Here is a 22,002-nt window from a genome sequence, read left to right as displayed (position 1 = left end):
TGTTGATGTCGCAATCCACACCGAACCCGGAAGGCCCTCACTCGTTCAAGATCACTCCACCGTGAACCCTGTCACCAACCTCCGTGGACAGAACACCTAGGGCGTGTGGGTCGGCACAGTCCCTGCGACTCTCCCGGCTACGCTCGCGCGGGAGCGCCCCGCAGCGCGTGGCTGCGGGGCGCCTTGTGGGATCTAGTCGATCTTCTGCCCGTCGTACGTACCGCCCTTGCAGGTGTTGTCCGTCAGATCGGCCGTTCCGCCGCCCTGCTTGCACTGAGAAGGGGTGACGTAAGACGGGGCGCCCTGTGCGGCGGTGGCGGTGGCGGTGGCGGCGCCTGCGAGGCCGAGTCCAGCTAGGGCTGCCGTGGCGATGGCGGCGGCGAGGATTCGTCGAATGCGCATTTGGTTCCCCTTTCACGGATTGCCTCGGTTGGGACACTTGCCAGTTTGATCTTCACCCATGTGGGTGGCACGTCATGTTGAGCCATCCGGGTGACAGCGCTGTCGGGTGCGGGGTCGGTGACGCCGCCCGTCGGACAGCCCTAGAAGCGTCCTGAAGATCTTGAAATTGCGCCCGGCTCACGCCAATTCATGCCGATTGGCATTTACCGGCATTCCAGGGCGAGTCGGGCGGCCGGGGCGCCCGTCACGCGGGTACCAGTCGGCGAAGTCCTCGTCCCCCACAGCCCGTCCAGCCGGTCTCTCACCCACATCGCTGCCGTACCGTCCGGGTTGCTCGCCCGCGCGATCTGCGTAGTCAGAGAAGGGACTTGCTCACCGGAATGCGGGCGGAGCGACAACGGACACCTCGAGAACTGCATCGGCCTTCGAAACAGCCCGAGCATGCCCGCTGATCATGCTGCCGCACCGGGAAACACCAAGATCCCCGACAGAGTCAAGCTAGTGGCTCGTCACGAAGCCTTGACCTGGTAATCGACCTGCTGCTCGTTGGTCAGCAGACTGTCTCCAAGACATGATCTTGGAGGTGGTCGTGGGGCGTCGACCGAGTGTGTTTGTCCGGCCGGTGAGCATGGAGGAGGGCCGTCGGCTGCAGCGGATCAGCCGGAGTGCGAAGGACCCGGTGAAACTCCGCCGGGCGATCGTGGTGCTGATGTCCGCCCAGGGGCAGACAGTCAAGGACATCACCGCGCTGATGCAGGTCAGCGAGGACTACGTCCGCGATGTCATCCACGCCTTCAACGAGCGGGGGTTCGACGCCTTGGCCCCAAAATGGAGCGGGGGACGCCGCAAGACGATCAGTGACAAGGTGCGTGAGCACATCTGCCTGATCGCCCGGACGTCCCCCGCCGCCTGGAAAATCACCGCGTTCTCGACCTGGAGCCTGAGCAAGCTCGCCGAGCACCTCGTCAAGCAGAAGGTGGTGGCGGCCATCAGCCGGGAGACCCTGCGCCGGATCCTGCGCGAGGGCAAGATCTCCTGGAAGACCACCACCACGTGGAAGGCCTCCACTGACCCGGAGTTCATCGCCAAGATGCACCGCGTCCTGGCGTTGTATGACACCCCGCCGACGGACGGGCGGGTGATATGCGTCGACGAGTTCGGGCCGGTGAACCTGATGCCACGCAAGGGCAAGGCGTGGGGGCCGGTGAGGCGTCCGCGCAGGCTGCGGGCCACCTACAATCGCCACGACGGCGTGATGCACATGCTCGCTGCCCTCGATCTGGCCACCGGCAAGCTGTACTACCGCATCCGCCCGCGAAAGCGCTGGCGGGAGTTCCTCGGCCTGCTCAAGGCACTGCGTGCCCGCTGGCCTGGGGAGAAACTGTATGTGGTGCTGGACAACTTCTCCCCACACAAGCACGCCAAAGTCCGCGAGTGGGTGGCTGACCACCAGGTCGAACTGGTCTTCCTGCCGACCTACGGCTCCTGGCTGAACTGGATCGAGGCCGAGTTCGCAGCCCTGCGCTACTTCGCACTCAACGGCACCGACCACCGCAGCCACGACGAGCAGAACGCGGCCATCGCCGCCTACATCCGATGGCGCAATGCCCGCGCCGCACCGAAGACAGCCTTCGCGCCCGACTCACCGATCCGTTCATGGACCGATTACCCGGCCAAGGCTGCGTGACGAGCCAACTAGCTCCCCGTGACGAACCAGTGAGATTGCCACGTTGGTTGGGTCCTGCAGACATCGATCTCGGTAGTGACGCCCGGCTCGGTGTGTGACGGGCGGGAAGTCGAACGTGCGCCGCTTCGGCGGTTGTTGAAGCGGCGCCAGCGATGTCAGGCCAGGGAAACCCCGCGGCCGGCGAAGAACTCGGCGAACTCGGCCACAGGCAGGCTCGCGGTACGAGCCTGTTCGGTGTGGCCGGAGGGGTTGCGGAACTGCACGGTGTCGCCCTGGCGACCGGTGACGAGCACGAGGTGCCCGCCCTTTCCCGGGGCCGGGTTCTCGGGGCGTCGGATCTCTTTGTGAACGGAGGCCATCACCAGCCGCTCCTCGTCGAGCAGGTCGAGGAGGCTGGGCATCGTCAGGTTCGGGTGTACCTCGGCGCCCAGGTGGTGGACGGCACGGACTCGGACGCCTGGGCGAGGAAACTGACGCTCGCCTGGCCGAGAACGCCTGCGCAGGCGCGGACGGTCTCAGGTCTGCCCCGTGACAGGCCTTGCCCGTCCGCTGCTTGCTGAAGAAGCTACGAGCCGCCGGCAACAAACCGCCAACTTCTCCGGACCCTCCCGCCGTTGTCCTTCGGTTGGTGCCGTGTTGGGCAATCCCTCGCTTTCCGGTGACCGAGAATCGAGCTTGATCGCAAAAACGGTTACTACGATCCTTTTCGATCCTCAAATGGTCCTTATTCAGGGGGAATTGGGATGAGACCCAAGAGTATGGTCGACGGCCGCCGGGCGCGGGCCACGCCCTGTGCCCGGCCAGTCAGGCGGCTCGGCGGTCTGCCGAGGGGCTGTTGGCGTAGTCGCGGATCCGTGCGCAGCTATGGGTGATCAGACGGGACACATGCATCTGGGAGATGCCCATCCGCTCGGCGATGCTCGCTTGGGTCATGTCCTCGAAGAAGCGGAGGTAGAGGATGGTGCGTTCGCGTTCGGCGAGGTGCTTGAGTCCGTCCTTGGCTGCTTCACGGTCGACGACGAGGTTGTAGCCGGGCTCGGTTTCCCCGAGGGTGTCGGACAGGCTGAAACCGTCGTCGAACGTGCCGACTTCGGCATCCAGGGACAGCGCGCTGTAGCTCCCCAGGGCCTCCAATCCGGTGCGGACCTCGTCGAGGGTCAGGCCGGATGCTGCGGCGATCTCGTCGATGCCGAGCTCGGTGTCGTGGCCGGGCTGGTTCAGCAGCTCGCGGCGTGCACTGCGGACCTTGTTCCTCAGGTCCTGCACGCGTCGGGGTACGCGGACGTCCCAGGCATGGTCGCGGAAGTAGCGGCGTAGTTCGCCGGTGATGGTCGGTACGGCGTACGGCTCGAAGGCGCCGCGCTCGGGCTCATAGCGATCGACGGCCTTGACCAGCCCCATTGCCGCGACCTGCCGAAGATCCTCCTGGTTCTCGCCCTTGTTCCGGAAGCGGCCGGCGATGCGGTGGGCCATCGGCAGCCACGCTTCGACAAGTTCGGCGTTCAACAGGTCGTGTTCCGGGCCCGATGAGGCCCTGGCGAGTCGTTCGAAGGTCTGCTGGGTGTCAGGGGCGTCGTCGTGTGGGTGACGGGTTCGTCATCAGGAAGGTACTCCTCAGGACTTGCTGTCAACGATGTGACTGCGAGACGCACGTGACCGGCATCCGGGCACACTGCTCCCGCAGCTGCGCCTGTGGTCCCAAGCACTCCACTTCGACTGCCCTGCGGCCCGGCGGGCAAACAGCACTGGTCCGGACGGGGGCGCCCGTGGCTTCGCCGAGGAGGCGCCCTTCTCGCGGAGTCTGGTGGAGGCGATCCACTCGGCTCGCTCGCACTGTCAGGTGTCGCCTTGCGCGTCCTCCTGTGCGGAGCGGCTCGGGGTGAGGGTGTCGGCCGCCTCGCCGATGCGGCCCCCACGCTGCCTGCCTCGGTCGTCGGCCTTGAGCACGGCCTGTTCCAGCTCGTCGAGGACCTCTTCGCGCGCAGTCCGCGCCGGGGCTTCGCTGTGTCCCTCGCGCTGGCCGGGTTCCGCGTCTGCGCCGTGTTCTTGTGCCACCTTTCCTCCTTGGGCCAGTGGGTGTATGTGCCGTTCGCAGACCGCCGTGCGGCCTGAATCGGGACGAGTTCGCTCATCCGCATGACGCCGGAGTACCCATCGGCGAGCCGGCCATGCCGGACCAGCAGTTTCCGCACTGCAAGAGGGGGAACCCGGACCGGACTTGTGATCGTGACGAATGCTTGACGGACGACCATCGGAAGGAGCGCCGCCATGGCGGAAGCAGGAACGACGCAGACCTGGGCGACGACCGGGTTCTCTCCCGATACTCCGCAAGGGGCGACGGAGCCCACCCCGGACTTCCCCGCGAACAAGCAGCAACCTCCGGGGCTGGAAAGGGGCCGGCGTACGTGTACCTGGCGTCCGACGCGGACTCCAGTTTCACCGTGGGTGAGGTGCTCGCGGTGACCGGCGGGGAGACGGACACCCGCTGACCTGCGGCCGGTCACGCACGCCGACGGCCTATGTGCAGCAGGCGGTCCATCTGTGCGTACGGGGATCGCAGCGGGCATGAACATCCCCGACGCCGCCGGTCCGAGCCTGGGCACGATGCGGGTCGTCCGCAGGCGATGAACGCGGACTCTGATGGCGTCGGCTGGAGAAGGATCCGTGCTGGATGGCAGTTCCTGGGTACCCGGCCCCTATGGACGCTCCCACCGCTTTCCCTTCCCTCTCCGCCGCGATCGCCCCGTTCGCCTCCGGTTCCGTCATCGCACTCGCTCTGGTCTGGGCCGTGTGGCTCGGTATCAGGATCCGGCAACGCGAACCCGGCCACCCGGACCCTGCCGAGCAGCCGAAGCTCCCTGTGTCGGGCTCCATCCGCGAGGTGCAGGAGGTGCGGGAACCCGACGAGGTGCCACAAACGGACGAGCACAACGCCCGGCTCACCCCGCATCAGCTCAGGGGCCACGGCAACATGCCCACCAAACGCAGCGAGAACCAGAGGCCTCGTCGTTGGAGCCGTAACAGCAGTGGAGGCTTCGGCAGTGGCGGTCCCGGTCGTACATGAGCTTTCGCTCCCTCAACGATGGACTCAAGAGAGTGAGTTCGGCCCCACAGGCGGCACTGCGGCGATCGGCGGGCTCGGGCTCTGCTCAGCCTCGGACCTCGGGATCAGGTCCCTCCCGGCGGAATTGGTCGGCCGTCGCGATCACCGAGTCCCGGCCCGGAACCGCACGGCCCGCTCCGTCTCCGAAGTACCGCCCCACACCCCGGTCGTCTGCCCCGTCGACATGGCCCACTCCAGGCACTCGTCGGTCACCGGACAGCCGCTGCATACCCGCTTGGCGGCCTGGGTGTCCTGCAGGGAGCGGCCGGCCGTGCCGATCGGAAAGAACAACTCGGGGTCCTCACCCACGCAAGCAGCGCTGTCCATCCAATTCATCTTCGTTACCGGCATGCGCCGTCGAGTGCCCTCGCCTCTGTGCCGAAAACGCGGGGACCCGCGTCGGGGTCGAAAGGCCACAGGGGATCAAGGCGAATCGGGGACCGCGGAAGTCAACCCGCGGCCTGCCAGGCACCAGTTGCGCCCCTGCCGTGAACAGGCTTCTACCGACGGGTCGTTGCGCGGCGCGCCCAAGCGGGTGCGGTTGACTCCGAGGGCCGCCGACCCAGGGCTCGGCAGTCGGTTGTGGCAACTGTCGGAGCGGCTGACCGGGGTGAACTTCGCACTTCCGGCTGCCGCCTGAGCCGCGTACGTGACCGTCGGGCCCCCGCCACCGGCGGAACTGTTTCAAGTCAATTTCGCAGGTGGGGTGGGGAGTTGTCGCATGACGAGTGGACATCTCCCGCGCCTCCGGTACGTTCTCGGGCAACCCGGGCCGAGGGGTTTCCGGGCGGACGGGGATGTCCGATGCCGAACGATGTCAGTGAGCCCGGTGTCCACGAGCTCGAGGAGCTGCTGGACGGGCTGGTGCCCTCGCTCGTGGGGCGGCGGCGGGACGGCGAGCGGTGTGACGCCGTGCGACCGCGGGGCCGCCTGCCGGTGCTGCGGGTGGCGGGTGAGCCCGGTACCGGCAAGAGCGCCCTCCTGGAAACCCTCCGGGAGTCGTACGGGCCGTGGGTGCCGCTGGTCCGGGTGGACTGCGGGGACGAGAGGCTGGGACAGCCCGCGCTGCGCAGGGGCGCCGACACCCTGGAGACCTCTGACGTCTCACCGGTGACGAGTCTGCTGTACGTGTTCTCCGACCGGCTGACCGCGCGGGCGGACCGCTCACCGCTGCGTATCGTGTTCCCCCGGCTGCTGACCGGTCTTCTCCTAGTGTCCGCGTGGCAGACCGAGGAGGACGGACTGGCGCCCGCGGCCCTCCGTCAGGCGCAGAGCGATCTGGAGGCGCACCTTCCCGAGCGGGGGGCGAAGTTCCGGAAGGCGCTGCTGGCGTGGCTCACAACCGTTCTGGGGTTGCTGCCCGGCCTGATTCCCGGCTTTCCGCAGCCCGGGACGTTCGACGAGCTACGGGTGCTGATCACGCGTCAGCTCGAACATCCCGACAAGGGAGCACTCGACTGGTGGTACAGACAGCTGAGCGGTTACCAGGGCGACGGTCTGCGCCGGCTGGTGGATTCGGTATGGGATTTCCGGCGGGGCGGGGAGCGGCGGTACATCGCCGAGGCCCGGCTGGTGGCGGCGTTCCTGGCGGACGTCTGCGAGCACTACGGGACCCGGGCGCGGCTGGCGGCGGCCGGGCGTCCGCTGGTCCTGCTCGACAACACCCACTCCGCGCTCGGCGAACGGTTCCTGGCGCTGCTGACGGAGGCCGCGGGGACCGTGCCGGAGGGCCAGGGGTGGCCGGTCGTGGTGGCCACCGCGCTGGGCCGGTCCGCCGCGCACCCCACACCGTCGGCCGCTGCCGCGTGCCTGTCGGACGAGCGTCTGGTGACCTGTGGCATGCCGGCCCTCACCGACGGCGACATCCGGGTCCTGCTGCGGGCCGTCCCCGACCACGAGGACGAACTCCCGCACTTGGTGCACCGGTTCGGGCAGGGACGTCGGGGCTGTACGCACACCCTGGTGACGCGGGCCGTCCGTGCCCACCGCGAGGGCGGAACCGTCCGTGGCCGGGACCTCCTCGACCTCACCGGCCCGGAGCTCCTGGCCGCGCTCCTCCCCGACGCCGGGCTGCGGGACACGCTGACCGTGCTCTCGGCGGCCCGGGACCGGGCGGCGGCCGAGCGGCTGTGGCACCAGTTGCGTCCCGAGGACGACGCCGGGGCCCGGGTGGAACAGGCCGAGCGCTACCTGCGTGAGCGGTGCCTGGACGGGGACCCGGCCGTGGGTGTCCTGCTCGAACACGCCCTGCTGAGGGACCCGCGCCGGGAGCGCGTCCATCTGATCCTGCGCGCCGGGTGCAACCCCCGCAACCGCGAGGAGTACGAGCCGGGTCACGAGGACGGCTACCTCTTCCACACCCTGGCCCTCGGCCGTCTCGAACCGGTCGTTCGCGCGCTGCACCACCGTTACGCCACCGGGGACCCCACGGCGTGGCTCGCCTCGGTCGACCGCCTCTGCGCGGCGCCCCGGCCGCCCGTCGCCCCGGACCCGGGACCCGCCGACGCGGGGGAGGTGCGGCCGTGCCCAGCCTGCCCGGCCGGGGAGAACAGCCGGGAGCACTGGGCGGTCCGGCGGCTCGTCGGCACGGTGTGGGAGCTGTCCGCCCCGGACCGCTGGAGGGTCGACGAGCGCGAACTCGACGCCGTCCACGGCGATCTGGAAATCCTGCACGGCGGCCGCGGCGGCGCCGACACCATCTACCGGGAGGCCGCCCGGCGGTGGCGGGACCGGCTGGCGAAGCACCACCAGGCCCCGTACCTGAACGCGGACGAGGAGGGCACACGGTGATACGTCGGGTAGGGGAGTGGTTCAGGCGTCTGGGCCGTGCGCTCCGGCACCGGTGGCGTGTGATGGGCCCGCTCGGGCACGTGGTGACCGGCGTGGTGGTACTCGTGGTCGTCGCTGTGGTCGTCCTGGGCACGTACCGGCTGACCCGGCCGGAGCTGTCCTGCGCCGCCGGGGTGGCCCGGCACAGCCGCGGAGCGGAGTGCATCGGGGTCACCGACGGCTGGTACAGCTTCTCCGGGCAGCTCGACGCGGTCAGCGCGCGGATCGCCGAGGAGAACCGGCGGGCGGAGAAGAGCCCGTACGTCACGATCGCGCTGGTGTTGCCGATGGCGGCGGTCGAGCCGTTCGAACGCCACAAGGTGCTGGAGCAGGTGCAGGGCGCCTACCTGGCGCAGTACCGCGCCAACGAGCTGTCCAACGACCAGACGCCGAAGATCCGGCTGCTGCTGGCCAACGCCGGCCGCAACCACGAGTACTGGCGTCAGATCAGCGACGACCTCGCCGGCCGGGCGGCCACGAAGGAGAACCTGCGGGCCGTCCTCGGGTTCGACGTCAGCGTGGCCGCCACCAAGCAGGCGATCGAGTACCTCACCGTCCAGAAGGGCATCCCCGTGGTGGCCGGTCCGGTCACCGCCGCCGACATCGGCCCCTACCGCGGCTTCGCCCGCATCGTGCCGACCACCTCCGACCAGGCGCAGGCGCTGGCCTCGTACGCCAAGGGAACCGACCCGCGCACCACACTCGTCGTCGAGGACCAGCGCGACGACGACAACTACATCTCCGAGCTGCGCAACGCCTTCCACCGGCTGACCGCCGGGTCCCCGCGCGCGCCCGAGCGCTACTACTCACCGGACGACTTCAACGCGGACGGCAACACCTCCACCGTCTTCCGGCAGATGGTCACCAGCCTGTGCGGCTCGAAGGCCAAGGTGCTGTACTTCGCCGGCCGTCCCGTGCAGTTGCGCCAGCTCATCAACGAACTCGGCCAACGGCCGTGTGTCGAGAAGACCTACAAGATCATCACCGGTTCCGGCGCCTCCACCATCACCTCCGACCCCAAACTCGACTGGGGTGCCCTGTCCAAGGGGGTCACGGTCCAGTACGCCGCCAACGCCCACCCCGGCGCCTGGAAACCACGGCCGGGCATGCCCAGGACCGGCGGCTCACCGGCCGCGTTCACCACGCTCCAAGACCTCACCGCGCGGGCCGCGTACCCCCCGGCCGGGCGCATCGGACCAGTCAGCCTGACCGACTCGCGCACGATCATCGCCTACGACGCCGCGCTCACCGCCGTCACAGCGGTCCGCGCCAACGCGGTCGGCCAGGGGTCGAACATCCCCTCCCTGGAGGACATCCGCAGCGCCTGGCTGCGGCTGCACGGCACCAACAAGGTGGAGGGCGCCTCCGGCTGGATCTGTCTGGACAACCACGGCAACCCGTACGACAAGGCGGTCTCGGTCGTCCAGCTCGACCCGCGGACCAAGGACCTCGACTTCGTCGCCACGGCCTGGCCCAACGGCGCTCCTCCGGCGGCGGACTGCACAGCGGCGAGGTCCTGATGACCGGCGGCTTCCGGGGAGCCCCGGCACCACCGGACCGTGCGAGCACCACCCGCCTGCCGACCAGTGGGCTGACCGCGGCCAGGAGCAGCGAGAGCAGGATCGGGGTGCAGACGTCGATCCTCACGCACCGTCTCGCGCGGACCGCCGGGCGTTCCCGCTGTCACCCGATCGGCTCAGCCGTGCCCGTGGGGCCGGGCGGGCACCGCCGGTCCGTACTGCACCCTTGGGGTGCCCGCGTTAACTTGTCCCTGTCTTGCGGACTTCTTTCCTGATTTCCACCATCGGCCCTACGGCTCGCGGGTGAGATTCCCTTACGGTCTGTGGGGGGTGAGGGGTGGACATGGCCAAAAGCTCGAACACCACACTTGCGGGCGTCCGTCGGCTCGCGGCGCCGTCGGTCGCAGGCGTGTCGTGGCGCGACCGCGGACAGAGCCTGATCGCCCTCGTGGCGGCCGCCTTCACGCTGGCCCAACTCGTCCTCGTACGGCCGGGCATGGGACTCGGCTGGGACGAGACGGTCTACGTCAGCCAGATCAGCCCCCATGCCCCTGCCGCGTTCTTCAGCGCACCGCGTGCCCGGGGCATCTCTTTGCTGGTCGCCCCGATCACCTCATGGTCCTCGTCCACCGCCCTGCTCAGGGTCTATCTGGCAGTGCTGTCGGGAGCCGCGCTCTTCCTCGCCCTGCGGGTGTGGCGGGACCTGTTCCCGGCCCGTGTCCTCGCCCTCGGCGGCGCGCTCTTCGCCGGCCTGTGGGTGACCCTCTTCTACGGCCCCCAGGTCATGCCCAACTACTGGGTCGCGATCGGTGCCCTGGCCTGCACCGGCTGCTTCCTGCGCGCCCATGCGGACGGCACCGACCGGGCCGCCCTGTGGGGCGTCGCCGTGAACGCCGCGCTGATGGCCTGGATGCGGCCCACCGACGCGGTCTGGACGACCCTGCCGCTGCTCGTCCTGCTGGTCCTCGTACGGAGGTGGCGGCGTCTGCCGCTGCTCCTGGCGCTGGTGGGCGGGCTGGCCGCCGGAGCGCTCGAGTGGATCATCGAGGCGTACGTCGGCTACGGGGGGCTCCTCCAGCGCCTGTCCGACGGGTCCCGGGTCCAGGGCGGCCTGGGCTGGCACCTCGCCGTCGCCGACCAGTTACGGAGCCTCAACGGGCGCTCGCTGTGCCGACCCTGCACCGGCGCGATGCCCAACCCGATGGTGACCGCGTGGTGGTGCGTGCTGCCCCTGCTCGCCGTGCTCGCGGTGGCCGTGGCCGTCCGGGCCGGGCGCCCGGCCCGCACCCTGGTGCCGCTGGCCTGCGCGGCGACCGCGGCGATCCCCTACCTCTTCCTGATCGGGTACGCCGCGCCCCGCTTCCTGCTCCCCGCCTACGCCCTGCTCGCCATCCCCGTCGCTGACGCCCTCCTGAGCGTGGTCACCGCGCCGGACGGCAGATGGCGGCCGATCACCTCGATCGTCGTGGCGATCGTGCTCGCCGTGCACCTGGGGGTGCAGTACACGGTCCTGCACGGCGTCGTGAACCGCACCACCGCCAGCCACCGAGCCTGGTCCCGCACCGCCGCCGAACTCCACCGGCTCGGGGTCCGGCCGCCCTGTCTGCTCACCGGGAACGAGGCCATCCCGATCGCCTTCTACGCCGGCTGCTCCTCCGCCGCGACCAGCGGTAACAACGCCAACAGCACCGCCGCCGACATCGCCCGCACCGCACGCCGCATGCCCGCCGCCCACCTGGACACACCCAACGGGCGTCCGCCGTCGTACGCGCGTGACTGGCCCGCCCACACCGTTGACGGCGTTCGCATTCTCGTGGCCCCCACGACCGGAGGGGGCGGACACGGATGACTCCTGAGACGGGCACCGACCTGGCACCCGTCACACGACAGCCGCCCGGCACGTCGGCGGCGGCCCTGCGCAGACGGGTCCCCTGGCGTGCGGCCGGTACCCTCGCCGTACTGGTGGGCGCCGCGTTCGTCGCCTGGCACCACTGGCCCGTGATCGAGACCGGCGCCGACCGGCTCGCGGGAGCCGACCGGGGTTGGCTGCTGCTGGGGGCGTTGGCCACAGTGTCGACCTGGATGTGCTCCGCGCTCGCCCAGCAGGGCGCGGTGGCCGAGGCGCTGCCCGGCGGGCGGTTGCTGGCAGTGCAGTTCGCCGCGTCCGCCGCCAATCATGTGCTGCCCCAGGGGATCGGCGCGGGCGCCGTCAACCTGCGCTTCCTGAGCCGCTGCGGACTGCCCGTGGCCCGTGCGGCGACCGCGCTAGCGGTCAAGACCGCCGCCGGGGCCGTGACGCGGGGCGCGCTGATCGCAGGCCTCGCGCTCACCGGCCCCGGTCTGCTGAGCCTTCCGCATGTCTCCCCGGTGGCCGTCGCGGTCACGCTCCTGGCGGCCGTCGTGCTCGCGGTGGTGCCCGGACCGCTGCGACGCGCCGTGCGGAGAGTGCTGGCGGACGCACGGACCGTGCACCGGCTGCCCGGCCGGGCAGCCGCCCTGTGGGGCGGCTCGCTCGCCTTCGCGTCACTGCACTCGCTGGTGGTGGTCGCCGTCACCCGGTCCCTGGGCCTGCCGCTGCCGCCCGGCCGGGTCGCGCTCGCCTATCTCGTGGCGAGCAGCGCGGCCGTGCTGCTGCCCACCCCCGGCGGCATCGGCTCCCTGGACGCCGCGCTCGCCCTCGCGCTCACGTTCGCCGGAACTCCCGGCGGCGCGGCGGCCACCGTGGTCCTCGGCTACCGCCTGCTGACGGTGTGGCTGCCGCTGGTGCCCGGTCTCGTACTGCTCGGCGTGCTCGTACGGCGCAAGGTGCTGTAGACACGCGGGACCGGCGATGAGCGTGAGCGTTATGCGCCGCCGCGGTCAGGATGCGTTCAGGCTTCCGGTGAAACCGTCGGGCCTCATGACCTATGAGACGTCCGAGACGGCGGGGCCGCAGAGCTCCGCCACAGCCGCACACGCCCCCCGCCTCCGCTGGAACAAGGTCCCCGAAGTCACCGTCTACTTCTGGGTCATCAAGGTCCTGTGCACGACGGTCGGCGAGACCGCGGCCGACTTCCTGAACTCGAACATGGGCATGGGCCTGACCGGTGTGTCGCTGCTGATGAGCGCGCTGCTCGCGGTGCTGCTCGTGGTGCAGTTCCGCACCAAGGCATACCGCCCCGGCGTGTACTGGCTCACCGTGGCCCTGATCAGCGTCGTCGGCACCCTGATCAGCGACAACCTCACCGACAACATGGGTGTCCCACTGACGACCAGCACCACGGTGTTCGCGATCGCCCTCGCGATCGTGTTCGCCGCCTGGTACCGCACCGAGCGGACCCTGTCCATCCACCACATCGACTCCGTGCGCCGCGAGTCCTTCTACTGGCTGGCGGTTCTGTTCACGTTCGCCCTCGGTACCGCGGCCGGTGACCTGGTCGCCGAGAAGATGGACCTGGGCTACTGGGTCTCCGCCGTCCTGTTCGCCCTGGCGATCGCGGCGGTCGCGGTGGCGCGCCTCACGCTCGGTCTGAACGCCGTCTGGAGCTTCTGGATCGCCTACATCCTCACCCGTCCGCTCGGCGCCTCGATGGGTGATTACCTCTCCCAGCCGACCGGCGACGGCGGCCTGGGGCTGGGCACCACGGTGACCAGCGTGCTGTTCCTCGCGGTCATCCTCGGCCTGGTGATCTATCTGTCGGCGACCCGGAAGGACGTCACCGAATCCCAAGCGGCGCGACACGCGAGGTGAGGGCCCTTCAGGCATTCGGGATCGGCGTGAAGAGGCTGCTGCCGGCGAGCGGGGGGGGGGGTGATTCACCCGGCGGGCAGGTGGACCACGAACCGCGCCCCCGGGGTGTGGTCCGGCTCGTGGCGCACCTCGCCGCCCGCCGAGCGGGCCAGGCGTCGCGAGAGTGGCAGTCCCAGGCCTGCTCCGCCGTGCCCGTCGTCCGGATCGGCCCGCCGTCCGGGCTGGAAGAGCTGCCCGGTGAACGACTGCGGTACGCCGGGCCCGTCGTCCGTGACGTCGATGCGTATGCCGTCGAGGGTGCGCCGGGCCTCGACGGCGACGTACGAGCGGGCGTAGCGCAGGGCGTTGGTGAGCAGCGGGCCGACGATCCGTTCCAGGAGGGCGTCCTGGGTTCCGACCTTCAGGTGTGTGTCCTGGGCGCGTACCTCGACCGTCACTCGGGCCGGGGCGTCCAGACTCGCGGCGAGGTGTCGTAGCGTCGGCAGGACCTCGGCCGTGCCGGGAACCGTGGGGGCGCCCTCACGGGCGTCTTTCAAGAGGGTGTCGCAGATGGTGCGCATCGACTGGGCGGCGTCCGCGATCGCCGCGTGGGTGGCCAGGGTGTCGGTGTCCGAGCGTGGACGGGCTTGCCACCAGTCGAGCTCGGCGACGATCCGGCTGAGCGGTGTGCGCAGCTCGTGCGACAGCTCGGCGGTCAGCTGCCGCTCGTGGCGAAGCACGGCCCGGATGCGGTCCAGGAGCGCGTCCAGCGAAGTACCGAGGCGGGCCAGTTCGGTCGGCCGCTCCACCGCACCGAACCGTTCCTGGGAGGCGACGGCGCTCCACTGCGTGGCCTGGTCGGTCATCGTGCCCACCGGGCGCAGCGCCCGCCGCACGGCCAGGCGTGTCAGGGCGTAGGTGCAGGCGAGCATCACCGCGTCCAGGGCGAACGACCCGAGCAGCAGCGTGTTCGCCGAACTGCGGTACGGGGACAGGTCCAGGGCGGTGACCACCGTGGCCGTGGTGCCTGCGGCGTGGTGGGGTACGGGCCGTGCGCACAGCCGGACCGGATCGTGGGGGCGGCTGTCGGCCGTGACGCAGTGCTGACTGCCGCGAGCCACCAGCCCGTCCGCGATCCGCGTCAGCGGCCCGTGCGCCGTCGTCGAGGAGGGCTGTTCGAGCAGGCGCCCGTCGGCGTAGATCCATACGTTGGCGTCGAGCAGCGCGTCGTCGGCGGCCTCCAGGACGCGTACCTTCGGGCCACGGGTGTCGACGGTCGCGGCGACCGCGGCGGCTCGGGCGCGCAACTCGTCGTCCGCCTGGTGGGCGAGGTGCCGCCGGACCACGGCGTTGAAGGCGATGGTGAGGATCACCATCAGCAGCGTGGCGGTGGTGAGCGCCACCAGGGAGAGCCGGCCGCGCAGGGTGCGCGGCACGAACAGGCTTGCCGTCCGGGCCGTCATGACAGCCGGTGGCCGATGCCGCGCGCGGTGCCGATCGTCAGGGAGCTTCCCGACTCGCGCAGCTTGCGGCGCAGCCGGGTCAGATACTGGTCGAGCGTGTTGTCGCTGACCAGGGCGCCTTCGGGCCAGCCGGCCCGGATCAGCTCGCGGCGGCGCACGATGTCCCCGGGTGCCGCCAGGAGCGCCGCGAGGAGCCGGAACTCCGTCGGTGTCAGGTCGACCTGACGGCCGTGCACCCTGAAGCCGTGCCGGACGGCGTCCAGGATCAGGTCCCCGGTGGCGGCCGCCGGGCGGGGTGCCGCCCGCTTGAGTGCCGCCCGCAGCCGGGCGGCGAGTTCGCTGAGGTGGAAGGGCTTGGGCAGGTAGTCGTCGCCCCCGGCGGAGAAACCGGAGAGCCGGTCGGTGAGCCGGTGGCGGGCTGTCAGGAAGATCACCGGGGCGAGGAAGCCGTTCCCCCGGATCGCCTGGCACACGTCCCGTCCGTCCGCGTCGGGCAGCCCGATGTCCAGGACGGCCGCGGAGACGTCGTCACCGGCCAGCCGCAGGGCGGTCGCGCCGTCGGAGGCGGGCACGGTGTCGTATCCCTCGTCGCGCAGGCCGCGCAGCAACACGTCCCGCAGGGCGTGGTCGTCCTCGACGACCAGGATCTTGTGGCGCATGGTTCTCCGTCGGCTCGTTCGTCCGGTCCGCGGCATCCTGGGGGAGCCGCCCGTCCCGGGGACCTACATGGGCGTACTCACCCGCCCCGGGCCGGCCTCCTGCCGGGGCGCGGACGCTGTGAGCAGGGGGCGCAGCCGAGTGGCCTCCAGCCGCAGTGCCAGGGCGTCCGGGCGACGGCGCAGCGGAAGCACCGTGACGGCCGAGACGAGGGCTCCGACAACGAATCCGACCGCCACGTCGTGCGGGTAGTGGGCGCCGACCCAGACCCGGGAGGCCGCCATCGCGGCCGCCGCCACCAGTGCGACGTAACCGATCCGGCGCGAGACGAAGAACAGGGCCACCGCGGCGGCCGCGGCTATCGCCGCGTGGTTGCTGGGGAACGACCAGTCGCCCGGCGCCGGACACGCCTCCAGCGTGGTCACGTGCAGGCTCTGGCAGGGACGATTCTCGCGGATCAGAAGCTTCAGCCCGGAGTTCGCCGCGTATGCGAGGACGACCACCAGCGGGACCGCCAGGGCCACGAGCGCGGCGCCGGAGCCCGTGCGGCGCGCCCGCCACCAGGCGAGAACCATCAAGGCGGCGAACAGTCCCAGCCCGTACGCCGACCAGGCGGAGATCACGGAGTCCAGCCAGGAGGGGGCGCGACGGGCCAGGTCCACCACGTCCGTGTAGGCCGAGCCGTCGATCGTCGAACCGTCGAACGCGTCCATCATCGGCGGACACCCTCCTTGGCGGTCTTACGGGAGCGCAGCAGCTCCAGGGCGAGTGGGATCAGCGAGACCGCGATGATCAGCGCGATCAGCGGCAGCAGGTACTTGTCCACGTTCGGCACGGAGGAACCGAGGGCGTATCCGGCCAGAGTCAGGCCGACGCTCCATACGAGGCCACCGACCACCTGCCAGAGGGTGAACGTCCGCGCGGGCACGTGCAGGGCCCCTGCCATCGGGTTGAGGACCGTACGCACCACGGGGACGAAGCGGGCCAGGACGATCGCCTTCGCGTGTCCGTACCGCGCCAGGAGCTCCTCGGCGCGCTTCGCGCCGTCGTGGAGCCGGGGCGAGCGGCTGCGGGCCAGCAGCGCGCCGCCCGCCTTGCGTCCGAGCAGATAGCCGCACTGGGAACCGGCGAGGGCGCCGACGACGGCGGCCACCAGCAGCGGGAGCAGCGACAGCTTCACCCCGTGCTGGCCCGAACCCGTGCACAGCAGACCCGCCGTGAACAGCAGGGAGTCGCCGGGCAGGAAGAAGCCGATGAGCAGGCCCGTCTCGGCGAACATCACGATGCCCACCCCCAGCACGCCGAAAGCGGCGAGCAGGGACTGGGCGTCCAGCACATTGACCGCCAGCTGTGACCCCAGGGACCAGGATGTGGCCATCGTCGCGAGCCCTTCCGTGAGGGAGGCCGGGCGCGACGCGGCGTCACCCGGCGGCTGACTACAAATATGTAGACCGTCTACTGAACTGTAGACGATGATGGGATGGCGAGCGTTCCCGCGCTCACCGTGACGGGTGAACGCGGCCTGATCCCACGGTGGCCACGCCACGGGCTCCGGCCCCTGTGCCGGCCACGGTAGCCGCGGGCGCCGACCGTATGCGCGCGGCGCGTCAGGCCGGGTACGCGTGCGTCTGCGCAGCCTTGACGGCCGCCCAGACCGGAGCGCCCGGATGCAGGCCCAACTCGGCCGCGGCGACGGTGGTCAGGTCCGCGGCGAGGGACAGTTCGCCGGAGAGGTCCACACGGATCTGGTCCCCGTGGATCTCCAGCCCCGCGACCTCGCACCGCCACAGGTTGCGTGCGCTGGAGCCGCTCGGCCGGTCCCGGTACAGGGTCACCGCTCTCGGCGGGAACGCCACGAAGACGGGCCCGGACAACTCCTCCGTGGTCGCGATCACCGCACCGGAGTCGAGCCGCACGGTGTGACCGTCGGCCCGTCCCCGGTAGAGGTTCAGGCCGACCAACTGCGCGATGTAGTCCGTACGAGGGCGGCGGGCGATGTCGGCGGGGGATCCCTCCTGGACCACACGGCCCCGCTCGATCACGACCAGCCGGTCGGCGAGCACCATGGCGTCCAGCGGATCGTGCGTGACCAGGACGGCGACCGCCTCGAACTCGGTCAGATGGCGGCGGAGCTGGGCGCGCACCTCGAGGCGAGTGCGGGCGTCGAGCGCGGCGAGCGGCTCGTCGAGCAGTAGCAGCCGGGGGTGGATGGCCAGGGCGCGGGCGAGGGCGACGCGCTGGGCCTGGCCGCCGGAGAGCCTGCGGGGTCTGGCGCTCGCGTGGTCGGCGAGACCCATGCGTGTCAGCCACACGGCGGCCTGCGCGCGCGCCTCCGCTTTGGCCGCGCCCCGGCAGCGCGGCCCGAAGGCCACGTTGTCCAGTGCGGACAGGTGCGGGAAGAGCAGATAGTCCTGGAAGACCACGCCGACCGGGCGGCTCTCGGGCGGCGTACCGTCCAACCGGGCGCCGTCCAGCCGCAGATGTCCGTCGGAGAGTGGGACGAGACCGGCGAGCGCGCGCAGGACAGTGGTCTTGCCGGCGCCGTTCGGGCCGAGTACGGCGACGACGTCGCCCTGCGCGGCGGTCAGCGTGACGTCCAGCCGGAAGGAGCCGCGGTCGACGACGAGCCGAGCGTCAAGACCTGCCTCCCGCGCGTCCTTGGTGACGCCTTTGGCGCTGCCGTCGTGGATGCTGGTCATGAGGGGACCGTCCAGAAAGGGCGCGGTGCACGGGAACCGGTGGTCATGACGCCCGCACCCAGCGGTCGCGCAGCCCCGCCAGGACAGCGATCGAGACGGCCAGCAGCACCAGGCTCAGCGCGATCGCCGCGGCCGGGTCGTTCTGCAGGGCCAGATACACGGCCAACGGCATCGTCTGCGTACGGCCGGGGAAGTTGCCCGCGAAGGTGATCGTCGCCCCGAACTCGCCGAGCGCCCGCGCCCACGCCAGCACGGCACCCGCCGCGATGCCCGGCGCGATCAGCGGCAGAGTGACCCGGCGGAACGCGGTGAAGCGGGAGGCGCCGAGCGTAGCGGCCGCCTCCTCGTAGCGCGGATCGGCGGCCCGTAGCGTGCCCTCGACGCTGATCACGAGGAACGGCATCGCCACGAACGCCTCGGCCACCACCACCCCGGCCGTGGTGAACGGCAGCGTTGTCCCGAACCACGCCTCCAGCCACCGCCCCACGATCCCGTTACGCCCGAGCGCCAGCAGCAATGCCACACCGCCCACCACGGGCGGCAGTACGAGGGGAAGGGTGACCAGGGCCCGCACAAGGCCCCGACCCGGAAAGTCCGTCCGCGCCAGCAGCCACGCCAGCGGCACGCCCAGCACCAGGCTCACCGCGGTGGCGGCGGTCGCGCTCACCAGGGACAGGCGCAGCGCCTGCCACACCTCCGCACTGGTCAGCTGGGCCGGCAGACTGCGCCAGGGGGCCCGAACGAGCAGGGCGACCAGCGGCAGCAGCAAGAAGGCCAGGCCGGCCAGTGCGGGCAGCAGCAGCGGCAGCGGGGTCCTGGGGCGGCGGACACGCCCGCGCCGAGGCCCGGCCGCCGGGGGGCCGGGTGCGGCGTCGGTCGTGTCGAGGGGGGTCATGGCGTGAGGAACCCGGCCTCGGTCAGGACCTTCTGGCCTTCCGCGGACCGCACGAGCGCGATGAACTTCGTCGCCGCCGTCGCGTTGGGCGCGTTCTTGAGCAGGACGATCGGGTAGTCGTTGATGGCCTTGGCCGACTCGGGGAACTCCACGCCCTCCACCTTGGCGCCCGCCGCCCGCACGTCGGTGCGATAGACCACCGCGGCGTCGGCCTCCCTCAGCTCCACCTTCGTCAGCGCGCCCTTGACGTCCTGCTCGTACGACACCGGCGTCAGTTTCAGACCGCCCGCGTCCAGCGCCTTCTGCGTCGCGGCTCCGCACGGCACCGTCTTGTCGCACAGCACGACCTTCAGGCCGGACGTGGTGAGGTCCTTGAGGGAGGAGATCTTGCCCGGGTTGCCGGGCAGGGTGGCGATCTCCAACTGGTTGCGCACGAAGGTGACGGGAGCGCCGGCCGCCTCCTTCTTGTCCGTCACCATCGCCATGGTCTTGGGGCTGGCCGCAGCGAAGACGTCCGCCGGGGCGCCGCCGGTGATGCCGGCGGCGAGCGTGTCACTGCCGCCGAAGTTGAAGGACACCTTCGTACCGGGGTGCTCCCTCTCGAATTCCTTCCCGAGCGTCGTGAAGCCCTCCTTGAGGGAGGCCGCGGCGAAGACCGTGACCGTGCCGGACGGCTTCGCGGACGCCGACGAGGAGCCCGAGTCGGAGGAGGAGCAGGCGCTCAGGGCCAGCAGCGCGGCGGCCCCCGCACCGGTCACCCGCAGTGTCCGGCCGGTCCGGCGCGCGAAAAGTGTCATCACGGATCCACTCCCTCCTGTTCGCCCAGAAGGGATTCCCAGACCCCTCCGACGCGTCGATCACCGATCATCATACTGACGCAGATGCGAGCCGTATGTCTTCTGTCGCGTTGCATAAGCTGACTGAAGAGCGGTGCACGGTATGCATATGCGTTCGTAGAGCGGTGGTGGTCGGGTGGGGTGTTCGCTGGGATACGCCCGCGCAGGTCGCGGAGGAGTCCGGCTCAGGCCCGGTCGATGTGCACGTTCGTCGATTTCACGCGGGCGGTGGCCTCCACCCCGACCTCCAGGCCCAGCTCCTCCACGGCCTCCCGGGTCAGCAGCGAGACCAGACGGTGTGGCCCCGCCTGGATCTCCACCTGGGCGGCCACGTCACCGAGCTTCACGGCGGTGACGATCCCCGGGAACGCGTTACGGACCGAGGTGTACGAGGGGGCGTCCTCGCCACCGGTGTCGTCACTGGCCAACTCGACCGAGAACGCGGCCAGGTCCCGGCCGTCGATGACCCGGCGCCCGCTCTCGTCACGCCGGGTGGCGACCCGGCCGGCGTCCGCCCACCGACGCGCGGTGTCCGGGCTCACCCCCAGAAGGCGGGCGGCCTGACCGATTGTGTAGGACTGCATGAGCGCCACGATAGGCGCCCGCGCCGCCCCGGCCGAAACACGCCCGGACGGGTTCCTCCCGCGCCGGATCTGCAGGAAACCGGCGTGGCCGCCCGCCCCCGCGTGGCAGGATCCGGGCCCATGGGTGTGTCCTGGACGGTACGGGGCCTGCGCGCGGCGGTGTTCGCCCTCGTGTGCGTGCTGCTGGCCGCGGGTGGACACACGCTGGCCACCGGCGCCGTACCGCCGGTGTGGGTGGACGCGGCCGGCTTCCTGCCCGTGTTCGCGGGCAGTGCGGTGCTCGCCGGGCGTGAGCGCTCGTTGCCCGGGATCGCCGCCGCGATGCTCGCCGTGCAGGGCGGACTGCACCTCGCTTTCGGAGCGGCCGGCTCGCCTCGGACGCCGATGGGCATGCCGGGCATGTCTCAAGGCATGCACATGGTCGCCCGGTCACATGCGCTGGCCTTCCATGCCGGCGCCGCGCACCTGGCAGCGGCTCTGCTCGCCTCCTGGTGCCTGCGGTGCGGTGAGGCCGCCCTGTGGTCGCTGCTACGCAGGGCAGCCGCCCTCGTCCCGGGCATCGCGGCCTGGTGGCGCGCGGCGCCACTGCCCGCGTACGCCAGACCGCCGCGCCCGCGCACCCGTGGGCGCCACCTCATCCGGCAGGTGCTGCTGCGCCACTCCCTGTCCCGGCGCGGCCCGCCCCCGGCAGCCCCGTACGCGAACTGACCCCCCCAACCACGAGCACGAGTACGGAGCTTGACCACCCATGTTCCCGATGCGTACCACCCTGCGCCGCGCCGGCGTCGTCGCCGCCCTAGCCGCCACCGGCATCCTCACCACGGCGGGCGCTGCCTTCGCCCACATCACCGTCCACCCCGAGAGCTACGCCAAGGGTGCCACCGACGGCGTGCTGACCTTCCGGGTGCCCAATGAGGAGGACACCGCCGCGACCACCAAGGTGCAGGTCTTCCTGCCCACCGACCACCCGGTCCTGGGCGTGCTGGTCAACCCGAAGGACGGCTGGACCGCGCGGGTGACCACCACCAAGCTCAAGACGCCGGTCAAGACCGACGACGGCACCGTCACGGACGCCGTGTCCGAGATCACCTGGACCGGCGGGCGTATCCGGCCCGGCCAGTACCAGGACTTCAATGTCGCCTTCGGTCAACTCCCCGAAAACGTGGATCGGTTGACCTTCAAGACGTTGCAGACCTACTCCGACGGGAAGGTCGTCCGTTGGATCGACGCGGCCCAGAAGAGCGGGGCGGAGCCGGAGAACCCGGCGCCGGTCCTCCAACTCACCGCCAAGAGCGCCGACGGCGAGGGCAGTTCCGCCTCCTCCTCCGCCCCCACCGCCGAGAAGTCGGGCGGTTCCACCACGAAGGCGGCCTCCACCAGCGACTCCACCGCCCGTGGGCTCGGCGCCGCCGGCCTGGTCCTCGGGGTACTGGGTCTGGCCGCCGCGGGCTTCGCCATCGTCCGCGGCCGTGGCGCCCGCACTTCGGCCGAGTGATCCGGTCCGCGCCCGCCGACGTCAACTGTCAACCGCCGCTCATGCGGTGGTTACTCCGCTGGCCGGGCCGCCGGCAGAGGATATAGACGGCTGAGGCGCAGCCTGCGATCCGGTGTCGTGCCT

Annotated in this window: 22 protein-coding genes; 9 read left to right on the top strand and 13 right to left on the bottom strand. The window is 70.8% G+C overall.

Annotated elements, in window-relative coordinates; all coding sequences use genetic code 11:
* Positions 1–192: 192 nt before the first annotated feature.
* Positions 193–402 carry a hypothetical protein gene (locus ACWDEX_RS12740; protein ID WP_450463271.1) on the bottom strand — a complete coding sequence of 70 codons (210 nt, stop codon included), beginning with the start codon at positions 400–402 and terminating at the stop codon, positions 193–195.
* Positions 403–1,030: 628 nt separating this feature from the next.
* Here ACWDEX_RS12740 and ACWDEX_RS12735 point away from each other — a divergent pair.
* Positions 1,031–2,089 (top strand): IS630 family transposase, encoded by a 1,059-nt coding sequence (locus tag ACWDEX_RS12735; RefSeq protein ID WP_450463285.1) that lies wholly within the window; start codon positions 1,031–1,033, stop codon positions 2,087–2,089.
* Between the two features lie 155 nt (positions 2,090–2,244).
* Here the strand turns inward: ACWDEX_RS12735 and ACWDEX_RS12730 are convergent, their stop codons facing one another.
* The 3 genes from ACWDEX_RS12730 to ACWDEX_RS12720 form a co-directional block, all read right to left on the bottom strand.
* The gene (locus ACWDEX_RS12730; protein ID WP_450463270.1) at positions 2,245–2,490 is read right to left on the bottom strand and encodes a hypothetical protein; all 246 of its coding nucleotides are present in this window, start codon (positions 2,488–2,490) and stop codon (positions 2,245–2,247) included.
* A gap of 403 nt (positions 2,491–2,893) precedes the next feature.
* Positions 2,894–3,595, bottom strand: a complete 702-nt coding sequence (locus ACWDEX_RS12725; RefSeq protein ID WP_450463269.1) for a SigB/SigF/SigG family RNA polymerase sigma factor — start codon at positions 3,593–3,595, stop codon at positions 2,894–2,896.
* A 330-nt stretch (positions 3,596–3,925) separates the two neighbouring features.
* A complete protein-coding gene (locus tag ACWDEX_RS12720) occupies positions 3,926–4,144 on the bottom strand; it encodes a hypothetical protein (RefSeq protein ID WP_450463268.1) in 219 nt (72 codons plus the stop codon).
* A gap of 616 nt (positions 4,145–4,760) precedes the next feature.
* Between ACWDEX_RS12720 and ACWDEX_RS12715 the strand changes: the two genes are divergently transcribed.
* Positions 4,761–5,153 carry a DUF6479 family protein gene (locus tag ACWDEX_RS12715; protein WP_450463267.1) on the top strand — a complete coding sequence of 131 codons (393 nt, stop codon included), beginning with the start codon at positions 4,761–4,763 and terminating at the stop codon, positions 5,151–5,153.
* 141 nt (positions 5,154–5,294) lie between these two features.
* Here ACWDEX_RS12715 and ACWDEX_RS12710 read toward each other — a convergent pair whose 3' ends face one another.
* A complete protein-coding gene (locus ACWDEX_RS12710; RefSeq protein ID WP_450463266.1) occupies positions 5,295–5,528 on the bottom strand; it encodes a WhiB family transcriptional regulator in 234 nt (77 codons plus the stop codon).
* Between the two features lie 468 nt (positions 5,529–5,996).
* Between ACWDEX_RS12710 and ACWDEX_RS12705 the strand changes: the two genes are divergently transcribed.
* The 5 genes from ACWDEX_RS12705 to ACWDEX_RS12685 all read left to right on the top strand — a co-directional run bounded on the left by ACWDEX_RS12705 (position 5,997) and on the right by ACWDEX_RS12685 (position 13,271).
* Positions 5,997–7,982 carry a hypothetical protein gene (locus tag ACWDEX_RS12705; protein ID WP_450463265.1) on the top strand — a complete coding sequence of 662 codons (1,986 nt, stop codon included), beginning with the start codon at positions 5,997–5,999 and terminating at the stop codon, positions 7,980–7,982.
* The gene (locus ACWDEX_RS12700; protein ID WP_450463264.1) at positions 7,979–9,541 is read left to right on the top strand and encodes an ABC transporter substrate-binding protein; all 1,563 of its coding nucleotides are present in this window, start codon (positions 7,979–7,981) and stop codon (positions 9,539–9,541) included. Before ACWDEX_RS12705 ends, ACWDEX_RS12700 begins: the two co-directional genes overlap by 4 nt.
* 343 nt (positions 9,542–9,884) lie before the next feature.
* Entirely contained in the window at positions 9,885–11,390 is a 1,506-nt protein-coding gene (locus ACWDEX_RS12695) for a hypothetical protein (protein ID WP_450463263.1), read from the top strand.
* The gene (locus tag ACWDEX_RS12690; RefSeq protein WP_450463262.1) at positions 11,387–12,355 is read left to right on the top strand and encodes a lysylphosphatidylglycerol synthase transmembrane domain-containing protein; all 969 of its coding nucleotides are present in this window, start codon (positions 11,387–11,389) and stop codon (positions 12,353–12,355) included. Before ACWDEX_RS12695 ends, ACWDEX_RS12690 begins: the two co-directional genes overlap by 4 nt.
* Positions 12,356–12,440: 85 nt before the next feature.
* Positions 12,441–13,271, top strand: a complete 831-nt coding sequence (locus ACWDEX_RS12685; protein WP_450463261.1) for a COG4705 family protein — start codon at positions 12,441–12,443, stop codon at positions 13,269–13,271.
* 65 nt (positions 13,272–13,336) lie between these two features.
* Here ACWDEX_RS12685 and ACWDEX_RS12680 read toward each other — a convergent pair whose 3' ends face one another.
* The 8 genes from ACWDEX_RS12680 to ACWDEX_RS12645 form a co-directional block, all read right to left on the bottom strand.
* Positions 13,337–14,713 carry a sensor histidine kinase gene (locus ACWDEX_RS12680; RefSeq protein WP_450463260.1) on the bottom strand — a complete coding sequence of 459 codons (1,377 nt, stop codon included), beginning with the start codon at positions 14,711–14,713 and terminating at the stop codon, positions 13,337–13,339.
* Positions 14,710–15,372 (bottom strand): response regulator transcription factor, encoded by a 663-nt coding sequence (locus ACWDEX_RS12675; RefSeq protein ID WP_450463259.1) that lies wholly within the window; start codon positions 15,370–15,372, stop codon positions 14,710–14,712. The genes ACWDEX_RS12680 and ACWDEX_RS12675 overlap by 4 nt, the downstream gene beginning before the upstream one ends.
* A 63-nt stretch (positions 15,373–15,435) precedes the next feature.
* A complete protein-coding gene (locus tag ACWDEX_RS12670) occupies positions 15,436–16,086 on the bottom strand; it encodes a phosphatase PAP2 family protein (protein WP_450463258.1) in 651 nt (216 codons plus the stop codon).
* Positions 16,083–16,748, bottom strand: coding sequence for a DedA family protein (locus tag ACWDEX_RS12665; RefSeq protein WP_450463257.1), 666 nt, complete (start codon positions 16,746–16,748; stop codon positions 16,083–16,085). The genes ACWDEX_RS12670 and ACWDEX_RS12665 overlap by 4 nt, the downstream gene beginning before the upstream one ends.
* Positions 16,749–16,977: 229 nt before the next feature.
* A complete protein-coding gene (locus ACWDEX_RS12660; protein ID WP_450463256.1) occupies positions 16,978–18,069 on the bottom strand; it encodes an ABC transporter ATP-binding protein in 1,092 nt (363 codons plus the stop codon).
* A gap of 43 nt (positions 18,070–18,112) precedes the next feature.
* Positions 18,113–18,964 (bottom strand): molybdate ABC transporter permease subunit, encoded by an 852-nt coding sequence (gene modB / locus ACWDEX_RS12655; RefSeq protein ID WP_450463255.1) that lies wholly within the window; start codon positions 18,962–18,964, stop codon positions 18,113–18,115.
* Complete coding sequence (modA, locus tag ACWDEX_RS12650) at positions 18,961–19,761, bottom strand: molybdate ABC transporter substrate-binding protein (protein ID WP_450463254.1); 801 nt, start codon at positions 19,759–19,761, stop codon at positions 18,961–18,963. The genes modB and modA overlap by 4 nt, the downstream gene beginning before the upstream one ends.
* Positions 19,762–19,985: 224 nt before the next feature.
* The gene (locus ACWDEX_RS12645; protein ID WP_450463253.1) at positions 19,986–20,384 is read right to left on the bottom strand and encodes a TOBE domain-containing protein; all 399 of its coding nucleotides are present in this window, start codon (positions 20,382–20,384) and stop codon (positions 19,986–19,988) included.
* Between the two features lie 120 nt (positions 20,385–20,504).
* Between ACWDEX_RS12645 and ACWDEX_RS12640 the strand changes: the two genes are divergently transcribed.
* Together ACWDEX_RS12640 and ACWDEX_RS12635 are read left to right on the top strand one after the other, a co-directional pair.
* Positions 20,505–21,092: a hypothetical protein gene (locus ACWDEX_RS12640; RefSeq protein WP_450463252.1), complete on the top strand. Its 588-nt coding sequence runs from the start codon at positions 20,505–20,507 to the stop codon at positions 21,090–21,092.
* 40 nt (positions 21,093–21,132) lie between these two features.
* Positions 21,133–21,879 (top strand): YcnI family copper-binding membrane protein, encoded by a 747-nt coding sequence (locus ACWDEX_RS12635; protein WP_450463251.1) that lies wholly within the window; start codon positions 21,133–21,135, stop codon positions 21,877–21,879.
* Positions 21,880–22,002 lie beyond the last annotated feature (123 nt).

This window comes from Streptomyces sp. NPDC001020 (assembly GCF_053599115.1).
The sequence above is the reverse complement of the archived record's forward strand: the minus strand, read 5'-3'. Positions and strand labels throughout refer to the sequence as shown.

Bases quoted from the DNA above. Each gene is read 5' to 3' on its own strand.
- ACWDEX_RS12740 (WP_450463271.1), bottom strand. From the start codon at position 402: ATGCGCATTCGACGAATCCTCGCCGCCGCCATCGCCACGGCAGCCCTA.
- ACWDEX_RS12735 (WP_450463285.1), top strand. From the start codon at position 1,031: ATGGAGGAGGGCCGTCGGCTGCAGCGGATCAGCCGGAGTGCGAAGGAC.
- ACWDEX_RS12730 (WP_450463270.1), bottom strand. From the start codon at position 2,490: ATGCCCAGCCTCCTCGACCTGCTCGACGAGGAGCGGCTGGTGATGGCC.
- ACWDEX_RS12715 (WP_450463267.1), top strand. From the start codon at position 4,761: ATGGCAGTTCCTGGGTACCCGGCCCCTATGGACGCTCCCACCGCTTTC.
- ACWDEX_RS12710 (WP_450463266.1), bottom strand. From the start codon at position 5,528: ATGAATTGGATGGACAGCGCTGCTTGCGTGGGTGAGGACCCCGAGTTG.
- ACWDEX_RS12705 (WP_450463265.1), top strand. From the start codon at position 5,997: ATGCCGAACGATGTCAGTGAGCCCGGTGTCCACGAGCTCGAGGAGCTG.
- ACWDEX_RS12695 (WP_450463263.1), top strand. From the start codon at position 9,885: ATGGCCAAAAGCTCGAACACCACACTTGCGGGCGTCCGTCGGCTCGCG.
- ACWDEX_RS12690 (WP_450463262.1), top strand. From the start codon at position 11,387: ATGACTCCTGAGACGGGCACCGACCTGGCACCCGTCACACGACAGCCG.
- ACWDEX_RS12685 (WP_450463261.1), top strand. From the start codon at position 12,441: ATGACCTATGAGACGTCCGAGACGGCGGGGCCGCAGAGCTCCGCCACA.
- ACWDEX_RS12680 (WP_450463260.1), bottom strand. From the start codon at position 14,713: ATGACGGCCCGGACGGCAAGCCTGTTCGTGCCGCGCACCCTGCGCGGC.
- ACWDEX_RS12675 (WP_450463259.1), bottom strand. From the start codon at position 15,372: ATGCGCCACAAGATCCTGGTCGTCGAGGACGACCACGCCCTGCGGGAC.
- ACWDEX_RS12670 (WP_450463258.1), bottom strand. From the start codon at position 16,086: ATGATGGACGCGTTCGACGGTTCGACGATCGACGGCTCGGCCTACACG.
- ACWDEX_RS12665 (WP_450463257.1), bottom strand. From the start codon at position 16,748: ATGGCCACATCCTGGTCCCTGGGGTCACAGCTGGCGGTCAATGTGCTG.
- ACWDEX_RS12660 (WP_450463256.1), bottom strand. From the start codon at position 18,069: ATGACCAGCATCCACGACGGCAGCGCCAAAGGCGTCACCAAGGACGCG.
- modB (WP_450463255.1), bottom strand. From the start codon at position 18,964: ATGACCCCCCTCGACACGACCGACGCCGCACCCGGCCCCCCGGCGGCC.
- modA (WP_450463254.1), bottom strand. From the start codon at position 19,761: ATGACACTTTTCGCGCGCCGGACCGGCCGGACACTGCGGGTGACCGGT.
- ACWDEX_RS12645 (WP_450463253.1), bottom strand. From the start codon at position 20,384: ATGCAGTCCTACACAATCGGTCAGGCCGCCCGCCTTCTGGGGGTGAGC.
- ACWDEX_RS12640 (WP_450463252.1), top strand. From the start codon at position 20,505: ATGGGTGTGTCCTGGACGGTACGGGGCCTGCGCGCGGCGGTGTTCGCC.
- ACWDEX_RS12635 (WP_450463251.1), top strand. From the start codon at position 21,133: ATGTTCCCGATGCGTACCACCCTGCGCCGCGCCGGCGTCGTCGCCGCC.